The sequence below is a fragment of the Lederbergia galactosidilytica genome (genome assembly GCF_017873565.1).
Taxonomy (GTDB): domain Bacteria; phylum Bacillota; class Bacilli; order Bacillales; family Bacillaceae_C; genus Lederbergia; species Lederbergia galactosidilytica.
Map to the genome: position 1 here is coordinate 1 of NZ_JAGGKH010000039.1, position 12,389 is coordinate 12,389.

The following is a 12,389-nucleotide window of genomic DNA, read 5'->3' on the forward strand; positions in this document are numbered from 1 at the left end:
TTTAATTTCGGGGTCATGATCATGACACCCTGTACTATACCAAGAGGGCTCTTTTTTGTTCAATCCTCAAATTTCTTCATTACAGGAATGCTCCTTGTATAGTAAAATATGGTTCTATCATCTAAACTTTTTATAATTCAATCACTTGTTGTGTGGCAGATGATTGGTAAGCAGCCAAAGCTATTTCGACGGCTTTAAGACCATCCAATCCAGATATAGACGGCTCACGCTCTACCCTAATGCATTGAATGAAATCCTCGATCAAGCCCCTATTCATATTTTCTCCCCAAAAGTTTCTAGCGACCCCCATTTTTTCAGAATAGACTTGAATGTTTTGCTTATAGGCATCCACTTGCAAAATACCATCTGTTCCCACTATTTCTAATGTGATATCACCTCCTTTTGGATAGAATGCACTTTTAGACCAACTACAATCAATGGTCGCAAAAACACCATTTGTAAATTCCAATGTCACAATTCCAGCGTCATCAATCGGCACATCAGAAAATAATTGACCGGCTTCCGCAAACACTTCCTTCACTTCAGCCCCCATAAACCAACGCATTATATCTAATAAATGCACGGTATGATCCATCACAGCACCGCCGCCAGATAGAACAGGATCAACAAACCATCCCCCTGGATTACGACCTCGGTTTGTTCCTTTGATTGCAAGAATTCTACCAATTTTGCCAGCTTCAATTTGTTGTTTCGCCTGAGCGATCGATGCATGGAAACGAACTGGAAAGGCTGTTTGCAGTTTGACACGATTTTCCTCACAAGCCCTAATCATTTCCCAAGCATCTTCAACTGTTGTCGCTAGTGGCTTTTCACACAGAATGTGTTTTTTTGCTTGAGCTGCCGCCAATACTTGCTCATGATGATGAGCATTTTCTGAAGTAATCACGACGGCATCTATATCTTGCGCTAATAACTTCTCATATGTTCCATAAAAAGTAGTTCCATATTGAGTGGCAGCTTTTCTTCCACGTTCAGAATCATCATCCGCAACCCCAGCAATGACTACGTTTTCTATTTCCTCTAAAGCATTGGCATAACTAAAACCATGCCCATGCGCAAAACTAATGATTCCTACTTTAAGCTCCTTCACGATTTTCCCTCCCCACGTCATACCCCAATTATTCAACCTTCTTCCATTATTTTTCTAATTTATTCTAACAACTATTATTTAACTCCCAATGAATGGTATGTAAAGATCCTATGAATCTAGTTATAAAATGCTCTCTTCCGACTCTTTGAAAGCCCTTGCAAAAATTAAAGTATAATAGCTTGTTTTGTTTCTATTGAATGCAGTGCTGCTAATGCTACTTTTAATGCCTCATAAGCATCCTCCACAGTTATGTTTGGTTGGATGTCTTTTTCAATACATTCCATAAAGTGAGCTAATTGCCGTTCATAAGGATTATCATGCAAGGGATTTTGACCAATAGTTCGTTCTTTTTCTATAATGTTTATGGAATAATCCCTACTATCATATTCAAAATTCCCTTCATCCCCTGCAAACTCGAACTTTCGATAAAAAGAATCATGAGACCAGCTTCCTTCTACATGCGCTATGATACCGCTATCAAATCTTAAAGTCACAAGGGCATACTCTCTTTTGCTAAATTCCCTTCCAGCCAGACTTTTTGCATACACTCGTTTCACTTTGCCAAAACACCAACAAAGAAAATCAAAGTCATGGATAAGTAAATCTAAAATAACCCCACCACTGTTTTGGACATTTTCATACCAATGGTTCCACCCAGTTGGAAATCTGCCGTTTCTTGTAGTACGAATCATCCCTGGATTACCAATTGCCTTAGTATCGATTAATTTTTTTGCACGCTCATATTCTGGAAAAAAACGAGTGACATGCCCAATAAAGAGCTTTATATTGTTCTGTTGGCAAATCTTCTTGATCTCTTCTGCTTCTTCCATGTTTCTTGCAAGTGGTTTTTCACAAATTATATTCTTTACAAATAGAGCTGCTTTTTGAATATACATTTGATGAAGGTAAGTCGGTAAACAGATATCCAGCACATCAACTTGCTTTATTGCCCTTATCGCCTCTTCTACAGTAGAAAAGAAAGCGATATCATTTTTTTCAAGCTCTAAAGTTCCTTGACCACGAATATCTACAATCCCAACAACCTTCACATTTTTCATTTTTTTATAGGCACGTAAATGAGTTTTCCCCATCGTTCCCGCACCAATCAATAAGATCGTTTGCATAGTATCACTTCCAATCTTTTTTAAAAAAGATTTATTAATTGGAGAATTTTTTGTTAATAATTGTTTTCTTGAAAACTATTGTAGTTGATCTCATTTTCAATGTTTGTCTTGCAAATGTCAATATATTTTTTTATATTTATCAATATAAAACCGAAATTATATTTCAAATACAAGTAATACAATACTATAAGGATTATGGAGGCTGGGACATAACTAAAATACTAAGCCTCAAAAGCGAATATTGCATTACCTTAGCGGAGGAAATATACGTAGACTCCTGCGGGAAGTAAGAGTTCGACAAGACCCCGGAAGGCGAAGCCTGAGGAGGCTTGACACTCGCCCGCGGAAAGCGAAGTATATTTCCGGAGTTGGTTATTTTCACGCTAATAGTTCGGACTTTACTCAAGCGTTAACACTTTTGTCCTAGCCTCCCTTCGTAAAATTGATTTCTGTCACAATGGGAAGGTGATCAGATCCTTCTCCTTGAAGAACGTAGGATTGTTTAGTTTGTAATCCCTTCATAAAAATATAATCGATTCGGCTAGTAGGAGCATCAGCTGGAAATGTTTGATTTTGTTCTATCCCAGCAAAACAATCTGTTAAATTTGTTTGTGTTAATAAAGTTTTTATTTCTTCATTATTCACTTCAGCATTAAAATCACCCATTAATATCACTGGACTTTTTGCAGTTGATATTAGTTCTATTAATCTTTGGATTTGTAGTTGTTGACTCTCCTTATCTAACGACAGATGAGTATTCATTACACAGACCGAAACACCATGAACATCAAGCAGTGCCTTTATTACCCCACGCGGTTCTGGATCCAATGTGGGCAGTGAAATATTTTCCACTTCTACTATCGGATATTTACTTAAAAGAGCATTTCCATATTGCCGATTTTCAGTATGTCCGCTTAGGGGAGGTTCATTAATATTCGCTCCATATGTGAAATGAAAATCTAATTGTTTAGCTAATTCCAATCCTTGGTCCTGAAACTGGCTTCTTTCCCCAAAAAAACGGTCAACCTCTTGAAGGCCAATAATGGTCGCTTCAGCATCTTTAATTAGATTTGCGATTCTACCAAGAGATAATTTTTCATCCAACCCAACACCATGATGAATATTGTAGGACAAACATTTCATACTTATTCACTTCACCTTCTATTTTAGATACCTTTCAGTTAATAAAATTCACTGAAAGGAACATTAAAGAAATAATTCATAACCAAACCTGCGGCTGATTTTGATTCATTCGGTGTTTCAGGTAATACAATCATTTTAACGTTTTGACAAGACTCAGGTATTAGTTCCAAAATATCTTTTTTTAATGCTGGAATCATACGGTCACCAATTTTATCCATAAACCTACCAGTAAACAAAATATATTCTGGATTAAATAATGTAATTATATTTGCAATTGCTTTTGCGATCGAAGCTTCTATCTTATCAAAAAGCTCTGTGGCTTCTGGCTCATGTTCCCGCAAGGCTTTATAAAATTCCTCCAATGTAAAGCCTGCATTTCGTTTCAATCCACTTATTGAAGCAAAGGTCGTCAAACAGCCTTGCGCTCCACAATGGCAGGAAATCGCATCTTCTCCAGTAAATGCCTTATAATGTCCTAATTCCCCAGCTACAAAATTTGCTCCGTGTAGTAATTGTTTATTAATGACCATTGCACTACCAATACCATAGTCAAATTTAAAAATCATACTTTGCTCTGAGCTAGCAAGCTCTCCATTTAAACTTTCAACAATTGCGAGTAAATTAGCGTCATTTTCTAGATAAATAGGAAGACCATATCGTTCCTCTAACTTTTCTCGTAATGGAAAATCTCTCCATCTTAATCCTGGAGAATAGATAACTGTCCCTTTATTCGAATCGACCAAACCTTGAATACTAAAGCCGATTCCCTTTAATCCTTCCTTTTCTGGAACCTGTTCGAGTAACTGATCAATGACTTTATATATATATTCCATTGGGTGTTCTTCATTTTCATATCGAGGAACAAATTCGGTTACTTCTTTTAAAGTATTATTGTGAAAATCCATTAAGCTTCCACGCACATACTTAATGGCCAGCTCGATTCCAATAGCGTACATGTTTGTACTATTAATAATGAGAGGGATAGGCCTTCTTCTTCCTCCATTTGCTACTGGAGTTGTTTCTAAAATTAAATTTTCACTAAGTAAACGATTGACAATATTTGTGATCGTTTGTTGGGTGAGACCCGTTTTTCCAGCTAGATCAACCCGCGCAATAGGGCCTTCCGTATAAATTAGACGTAACACCTTCTGTTGATTAATTTCTTTAATCATTTGACTATTTGATACTTTTCCAAGCTTCATCTCTCTGAGTCCTTTCCTTTAAGAACGTTTTCAACATTCCGATATATGACTTAATTTTATTTTATCTGCATTTTTTTCTAAAGCTCATACATTAATCAAATCGATTGATTTAATCATAGGCGATAGATTATCGGAATGCAAGATCTAATTCGGAATAGGAGAGAACCTTAGGGACCAGCTTGTAGCTGAGGAAGAAAAAGAGAACCCGAAAACTAGTGATTAAAGATAATCACTTGGATTTCAGGTTCTCTTCATCTCTACCTAGTCTATTAATTTGTTAGTTTGCCAACATTTCTTAGATGTTCAATTGATGTTTTCATAACTATAGCAAGGTTCGCTATATTTTGTCAAAATTGAATTATTACGTTCTATTCTCCACAAATTTTTTAGTAATTTATCCATTCCCCGCTCAACTGAAATTTCTAGCTTAATGATCAAGAGTAGATTGATATTGCGGTATTCTCTATCTTTTTCACCAATGCGTTAGTATGAAATGAGCTTGTAAATCTACTAATAGCTCCTGTCTAGTTAAGCTATTTTTTGACAAAAAAATAGAGGGATTTGTTTAACTCAATAGAAGCTGGGTAAACTTAAAATGCGCGCAGCATTAAAACAATTTTTCGATAAGGAGAGGATTTTAATGGCTGATAAAAACAAAATGAGTAGAGAAGAAGCAGGACGTAAAGGCGGAGAAACAACAAGCAAGCAACATGATAAAGGATTCTACCAAGAGATTGGCGAAAAAGGTGGAGAAGCTACTGCCAAGAATCATGATAAAGAATTCTATCAAGAAATCGGACAAAAAGGTGGAGAAGCTACTGCCGAGAATCATGATAAAGAATTCTATCAAGAAATCGGACAAAAAGGTGGAGAAGCCACTGCCGAGAATCATGATAAAGAATTCTATCAAGAAATCGGACAAAAAGGTGGAGAAGCTACTGCCAAGAATCATGATAAAGAATTCTATCAAGAAATCGGACAAAAAGGTGGAGAAGCCACTGCCGAGAATCATGATAAAGAATTCTACCAAGAAATTGGCGAAAAAGGTGGAGAAGCCACTGCCAAGAATCATGATAAAGAATTCTACCGCGATATCGGACATAAAGGCGGGGAAGCTCGCCATGACAACGATAAATAATAATCCTACACACCTCCAGACTCTAACACCTTAGGTCTGGAGGTTCTTTATATATATTTACAATACTGTAGATTCTAGAAAATCTTGCTCACTTTTATAAAATATATTTTTAAGGTTCTCACTTCCACCCATTTTTTCATACCAATTTCGAACCCGTGCTATATGCGCGTGGTCTTCTCTAACTTTGTCCTCAATCATTTTAAAGTCCTCCAAACTATCATATTCCCATATTGCCATTATTTCTACTTCATTTTCTCTTTCCTTAGCCATCCATCTTCCTACCAATCTTGCGCCATACTTTAACTGTGTTGGTAATAATGTCTGATTGAAATGTCGATTGAATTCTTCTACAATCTGTGGATTAACTTTATACCTCTTTCTCCGATAAATCATAAAGCCATTTCTCCTTAATATGATTCAGAGGCTGGTACAAGTTATGTATCAGCCTCTGAATATCTTTATTAAAAGCTAAAATATTCTTTCGCATTCTGATAGGAAATACCTTGGACAATTTTCCCTAAGAACTCAGGATCATTCGGAACTTCTCCCTTTTCCACCCATTGGCCGATAAAGTTACAAACGATCCTTCTAAAATATTCATGTCTTGTATAAGAGAGGAAGCTTCGTGAATCGGTAAGCATTCCGATAAAACGGCTAAACACCCCCATATCCGCTAAAATTTGCATTTGATTCAGCATTCCTGCTTTTGTATCATTAAACCACCAAGCTGTTCCAAATTGGATTTTTCCAGGTATTCCTCCCCCCTGAAAACTTCCAATCATCGCAGCAATCGTTGGAAAGTCATTTGGATTTAGAGAATATAAAATCGTCCTAGGTAATGCCTTTTCTTTTTCCAATGCATTCAATAGCCCTACTAACGGTTTAGCAATCCCTTCATCATTAATTGAGTCAAAACCTGTATCTGGTCCAAGCTCTTCTAGCATTCTTGTATTATTATTTCTCAATGCATTAATATGATATTGCATCGCCCAATCATATTTCGCATATAATTTCCCGAGAAATTGTAGGGTATATGTTTTATATTTTTTCTCACCATCTAAAGAAACTTTATTCCCATCCAAAGCTTCTTTAAAAAAGATCGACGCTTCTTCTTTTGTTGTTCTTGCATACATCATTGAGTCAAGCGCATGATCTGAAACTTTGCAGCCTACTGCCTGGAAAAATTCCACTCGTTCTTCAAGCGCTTGCAAAAAGTCATCATAGGAGTTAATTTCCATTCCCGAAGTTTCTTCTAGTTTTTTCACCCATTCCTGAAATCCATCCCGGTTAATTTCCAATCCTTTATCAGGACGAAAGCTTGGTAGAACAGCTACTTCGAAACTTGAATCTTCTTTTATTTTCTGATGATATTCTAGAGTATCGACAGGATCATCTGTTGTACAGACTACTTTTACATTCGACTTTATAATAAAATCACGCGCACCGAATCCTTCACTGTTTAACTGTCTATTCACTTTTTCCCAAATATCCGGTGCTGTCTCTTCATTTAAAAGATCATAAATACCGAAAAATCTTTGTAATTCTAGATGTGTCCAATGATATAAAGGGTTTCCTATTAACATTGGAACTGTTTTTGCCCAAGCAAGGAATTTATCATAATCGCTTGCATCCCCTGTGATATACTTTTCCTCAACACCATTTGCTCGCATTGTTCGCCATTTATAATGATCCCCATATAACCAGATATCGGTAATGTTTTTAAATTGCTTATTTTCATAGATTTCTTGTGGGCTTAAATGGCAATGATAATCAATAATCGGCATATCCTTTGCATATTCATGATACAGTTGGGCGGCTACTTCATTTTCTAATAAAAAGTTTTCATTCATAAACTCTTTCATTCTTACACCAACTTTCTTTCATTTTTCCTTTAACACTTTTCCAGATTACAATCCTAGTAAATCAACATGCTTTCCAATATGTTTTACAAGAGCTTCACGATATACATCTTCTTGTTGATTTAACGTAGCAAAAAACTCGTCTTTAAATAAAAACTCGCCGTTTTCATCTTTTGCTGTTAGCAGAATCCCATAAGTCACATGGAATAACTGGCGGGCAGCATCATCATTCATATAATCAGCAAGCTTTTCATCTTCCACCTGATCAAGTGGTATCACACTATCTAAATCTGGTGTCACATGATAGTATGCCAATGCCTCCTCAAAATGTTGTAAAGCATACGTATGCATGCGACGATAAAGGGATGGATTCGTATTGGCAATCACCCTTACTGCCTCTAACCAATTCGTTCCTGCCGTCTTAATATGAAGTACCCCTTTTGTATATTTAGCAATAATCGGGAATACCTTAAATTTATCACTGCCTGAATGAATACTTAGCTTATAACCAAAAAACTCCGCAATTAAAGCATGTTCTCTTAATTCATGCTCAAATTGATCAATATCCCCAATATAATCGATCCCTTTTTGGAATTCCCCACAAAATCTTGGCGCCAAACTCGTCACACTAACTCCACGACGTTGCAATTCATTGGCTACAAAAAAATGTGCCTGTGGTGATGTGATCGTTTCGGTTTCATCAATAGAAATCTCAAAATCAATGGGACGAGGGGATTCACTAATATAAGTATCAAAAACATGTGCTATAAAGTTTAAAGATTTAGCATATTGTAAAACATTTTTCATAACGTTTGTTTCATCAAATTGAATCGAGAGACCATTTACAGAGAATGTTTTATTTACATATTCATTTTTAAAATAGGCTTTTGTCTCCTCATCTAACTGATTAAATTGTTCTACCAACTCTTGCGGTGATAAGGATTCAATTTGTTTGGGAATATGATCGGAACAATCCAAGGTTAACATGGAAACACCTAGTGACAAGGCGTATTCAATATCCTTCTCTTCTTTAATATGATCGCCATCTGCGCCAAACCCGTCCTTATATCCCTCTTGAAACACAGCAAAGCTCGCCGCATCAAGCATATCTTTCATCGTTCTATTTAAAAGCGTTAATTCACGAATACTTTGTTGGGCGAGAATTGGTTTGACCGCACGATTGCGAACGGTTTCAATATGACCTGGTGAAGCCAAGCCCAAACGATCCCCTAATCCCATTGTAGCCGTTTTCGTACCAAATGCACGTGGAACAGTATAATCAAAATAATGATTTAGCACTAAGCGATTTTCATGTGAAAGTGGACAAACTTTTTTATCATTCGTTAGGGTTGTTCCTTCTAGATCATTAAAAATGACGCCTTCCCCAACCGCAAGTAACCACTTTCCCTCTTGATCGTGAACCATTAATAACTTTGTACCGTCCTGCTCCGTATAGGATTGTTCATAAATTTTTGCAGAAGAAGATGTAGGAACTTTCCCATTTTCTAAGTCATTCATCATCTTTAATAAGTGTTCCTTTTGATCTAGTAAATGTGCCATTTAATCAAGCTCCTTTCAAAATATGAAAACAAATTTGATAACGATTACAAAATCATGTAAACTCTATAACAACGTTGTTATTATTATACTAAATCATTTTCCTTTCTAGAACAACCTATTTCGATCATTTTCTGTAAAAAAGAATCGACTAAATGTGGAAAAGTATGAAGCACTTTCCTTATATATAAGGCGGTGGAAGAGAAGCCATTTCATTTCATGACTGTAATATTTATTATATTATGAATAAAAATCCGCTAGCACAGCTCCGCCCCTTTTCCGGAAAAGAGCATAACTGCCTCAAATTGTGGGAATCATTAATTGGCAATTTTTTTGGGGATCAGGAGTAAGGGAAGTTTTGCCTTTTAGCGGCTAGCAATTCGTCTTGAGTTACTTGGGGGTAAGGGCCGGGGTAAGCTTATAATGCTAACTTTATTTGCGGAGAAAATAAAATATATCTTTTAAAAGAAAATGTAAAGGCCATGAAACTATGTTACATTAATAAAAATAAGACTTTCAGGTGATGTTATGAGTATAACGATCAAGGATATCGCTCAATTAGCCGGTGTTAGTTATTCAACGGTTTCAAAAGCATTGAACAATAGTCCTTTAGTAAAAAAAACTACGAAAGATAAAATAATCGCAATCGCCAAAGATATGGGATATGAACCGAATTTTGCTGCCCAGCGACTTGTTTCTAAACGGACAAAATTGGTCGGTTTAATTTGGCCAACTATTGAAAGGGTCGTCCTAGCAACTTTAGTGACCAAAATTAGTGATGAAATTCGTAAAACCTCGTATTCCATGATCCTATCAGTTGATCCGATTGAGGCTTCACTTGAAACTTTTCGCAAGTTTCAAGTAGATGGGATTATTTTATTTGAAGAAGAGAGCGATAGAATGGTTGAAACCCATCCAATTCCTTTACTTTCTTATGGAGTATCTGGAAAAACAGCTTCCCCTTTTCCAATCATTGATGCGAATCATGGGCAAGCAATGCATGATGCGATCCAGTATTTATATGAACTAGGCCATAGAAAAATTGCTTATATTGGGGATATCTCTTCAAACGATCCCATGCAAAAAGCTAAATATAATGGCTTCATTCAAGCTGTCAAAAAGTATGAACTTACGATCGATCCCACTTATCTTGTAAATACGGAAGGATTAGATTGGTATAATGGCTACTCGGCAGTGAAAAAGCTGATTAGCTACTCTCCCCTTCCCACTGCAATCGTTGGCGGAAGTTATGATATTAGTAGTGGTATTATCCGGGGATTGAAAGAAAACCAGCTCGATATCCCAAATGATATTTCTATTATCAGCTATGACAATATCCCGCAAATGGCTAATCTGGAAATCCCGTTAACCGCGATTGGTGTGCCAGTTGACCAATTAGCAAAAGAAATTGTTCATACGATGATTCAACAAATTGAAGAGCAAGACAGCGAACCAAACGTTAAAAAATTGCAACCACTCTTGCACGAAAGAGCCTCCTGCACAGCGGTTAAACTTTGATTTGAGGTGGAGAAAGATTTTGTCTTTCCCCCTTGAATTCAATCTGTAAATTCTCTACTATTAAACTATGCTTGCTAATGAAAGGAATGATTTAATGCACGACAAACCAAGAAAATCTAAGGAATTACTCGTTTTACAATCGTTACATCCTCGCATGAATCTATCATTGGAAGAAAAACAGCATTTCGAGAACCTTGAAAAGGGGTACCAAGGAGAAATAACATTTTATCACCAACTGAAAGAATATCCTTTCAAACATCAATTGATCCTCTATGATTTATTACTCATAAGCAATAAAACGGAATTTCAAGTAGACAGCCTTTTGGTCAGGAAAAATAAGATCTATCTTTTGGAAATTAAAAATTTTGAAGGTGACTTTTACATTCAACAAGACAAATGGTATGTCGCCTCCAACGGAAAAGAAATTAGGAATCCCCTCTTGCAACTAAAAAGAAGCGAATTTTTACTCCAACATCTCCTCCAGCAATGGGGATACAATGTTTCCATAGAACCTTATATCATCTTCATCAATCCAGAATTCACCTTGTATCAAGCCCCTCTGCATCAGCCCTTTATCTTCCGAAGCCAACTAAATCGATTTTTCAAGAAATTACAAGCTTCCGACTTAGCCACTACGCAAAAGGAGAAAGCATTAACCGCGAAATTGGTTGCAAATCATCGGGAACATTCATCAAATGAACGATTGCCTCAGTATGAATACGAGCAATTGGAAAAGGGAATGGTTTGTTCATGCTGTTCAGGGATGCTCACATATTTAAATTACAAAATGACATTATGTAAAAAATGTGGGCGTCAAGAAAACTTAGAAGCTGCCTTGATGCGAAACGTAAGGGAATTTCATTTACTTTTTCCCGAAAGAAAAATTACATTGAACGCCATATACGACTGGTGTAAAATCATATCCTCAAAAAAAACAGTTCGCAGAATCTTAAAAAACAATTTAACCCTTATTCCGAGGAAGAAATATTCCTACTACCTTTGGAAAAAATAAAATATCTAATTAGTGAACATCAATTTTACGTAAGTGAGACTCATTTCATTTGTTTGTTATAAATGAGGCTATATATAACCGCTTTTTAAGCTAGCAACCCATTACGGGAACTATGAACCGCACTTTGGGACCGCTTTTCTGAATTGCAACGCTTTATGGGTTCTATGAAACCTGCTATGTTTCCGCTTTCGAAGCTTACAACCCACTACGGGAACTATGAACCGCACTATGCGACCGCTTTTCTGAATTGCAACGCTTTATGGGTTCTATGAGCCCAGCTATATTACCACTTTTGAAGATTACAACCCACTACGGGAACTATGAACCGCACTATGCGACCGCTTTTCTGAATTGCAACGCTTTATGGGTTCTATGAGCCCAGCTATATTACCACTTTTGAAGATTACAACCCACTACGGGAACTATGAACCGCACTATGCGACCGCTTTTCTGAATTACAACGCTTTATGGGTTCTATGAAACCTGCTATGTTTCCGCTTTCGAAGCTTACAACCCATTACGGGAACTATGAACCGCACTATGCGACCGCTTTTCTGAATTGCAACGCTTTATGGGTTCTATGAAACCTGCTATGTTTCCGCTTTCGAAGATTACAACCCATTACGGGAACTATGAACCGCACTATGCGACCGCTTTTCTGAATTGCAACGCTTTATGGGTTCTATGAGCCCAGCTATATTACCACTTTTGAAGATTACAACCCA

General features: G+C 36.7%; 9 protein-coding genes and 2 pseudogenes. 4 read left to right on the forward strand and 7 right to left on the reverse strand.

Annotated elements, in window-relative coordinates:
• Positions 1–130 precede the first annotated feature (130 nt).
• The 4 genes from J2Z23_RS21905 to J2Z23_RS21920 form a co-directional block, all read right to left on the reverse strand.
• Entirely contained in the window at positions 131–1,111 is a 981-nt protein-coding gene (locus J2Z23_RS21905; RefSeq protein WP_238456172.1) for a Gfo/Idh/MocA family protein, read from the reverse strand.
• Positions 1,112–1,275: 164 nt separating this feature from the next.
• On the reverse strand, positions 1,276–2,235 hold the full coding sequence (locus tag J2Z23_RS21910) for a Gfo/Idh/MocA family protein (protein ID WP_057983428.1): 960 nt from the start codon (positions 2,233–2,235) through the stop codon (positions 1,276–1,278).
• A 423-nt stretch (positions 2,236–2,658) separates the two neighbouring features.
• On the reverse strand, positions 2,659–3,378 hold the full coding sequence (locus J2Z23_RS21915; protein WP_057983431.1) for an endonuclease/exonuclease/phosphatase family protein: 720 nt from the start codon (positions 3,376–3,378) through the stop codon (positions 2,659–2,661).
• A 38-nt stretch (positions 3,379–3,416) separates the two neighbouring features.
• A complete protein-coding gene (locus J2Z23_RS21920; RefSeq protein ID WP_209975366.1) occupies positions 3,417–4,580 on the reverse strand; it encodes an ROK family transcriptional regulator in 1,164 nt (387 codons plus the stop codon).
• Between the two features lie 640 nt (positions 4,581–5,220).
• On the opposite strand from J2Z23_RS21920, the pseudogene J2Z23_RS21925 reads away from it, so the two are divergent.
• Together J2Z23_RS21925 and J2Z23_RS22860 are read left to right on the forward strand one after the other, a co-directional pair.
• Positions 5,221–5,637: pseudogene (locus J2Z23_RS21925) on the forward strand (KGG domain-containing protein); the annotation flags it as partial.
• 12 nt (positions 5,638–5,649) lie between these two features.
• Positions 5,650–5,718 (forward strand): annotated as a pseudogene (locus J2Z23_RS22860) (KGG domain-containing protein); the annotation flags it as partial.
• 57 nt (positions 5,719–5,775) lie between these two features.
• Here J2Z23_RS22860 and J2Z23_RS21930 read toward each other — a convergent pair.
• The 3 genes from J2Z23_RS21930 to J2Z23_RS21940 all read right to left on the reverse strand — a co-directional run bounded on the left by J2Z23_RS21930 (position 5,776) and on the right by J2Z23_RS21940 (position 9,137).
• The gene (locus tag J2Z23_RS21930; protein ID WP_057983437.1) at positions 5,776–6,111 is read right to left on the reverse strand and encodes an NIPSNAP family protein; all 336 of its coding nucleotides are present in this window, start codon (positions 6,109–6,111) and stop codon (positions 5,776–5,778) included.
• A 68-nt stretch (positions 6,112–6,179) separates the two neighbouring features.
• Positions 6,180–7,580 (reverse strand): glucuronate isomerase, encoded by a 1,401-nt coding sequence (uxaC, locus tag J2Z23_RS21935; protein ID WP_057983438.1) that lies wholly within the window; start codon positions 7,578–7,580, stop codon positions 6,180–6,182.
• Positions 7,581–7,625: 45 nt separating this feature from the next.
• Positions 7,626–9,137: a tagaturonate epimerase family protein gene (locus J2Z23_RS21940; RefSeq protein WP_420798650.1), complete on the reverse strand. Its 1,512-nt coding sequence runs from the start codon at positions 9,135–9,137 to the stop codon at positions 7,626–7,628.
• 525 nt (positions 9,138–9,662) lie between these two features.
• Between J2Z23_RS21940 and J2Z23_RS21945 the strand changes: the two genes are divergently transcribed.
• Positions 9,663–10,652, forward strand: a complete 990-nt coding sequence (locus J2Z23_RS21945; RefSeq protein ID WP_057983440.1) for a LacI family DNA-binding transcriptional regulator — start codon at positions 9,663–9,665, stop codon at positions 10,650–10,652.
• A 94-nt stretch (positions 10,653–10,746) separates the two neighbouring features.
• Positions 10,747–11,664, forward strand: a complete 918-nt coding sequence (locus J2Z23_RS21950; protein WP_057983442.1) for a nuclease-related domain-containing protein — start codon at positions 10,747–10,749, stop codon at positions 11,662–11,664.
• The last annotated feature ends 725 nt before the right edge of the window (positions 11,665–12,389 follow it).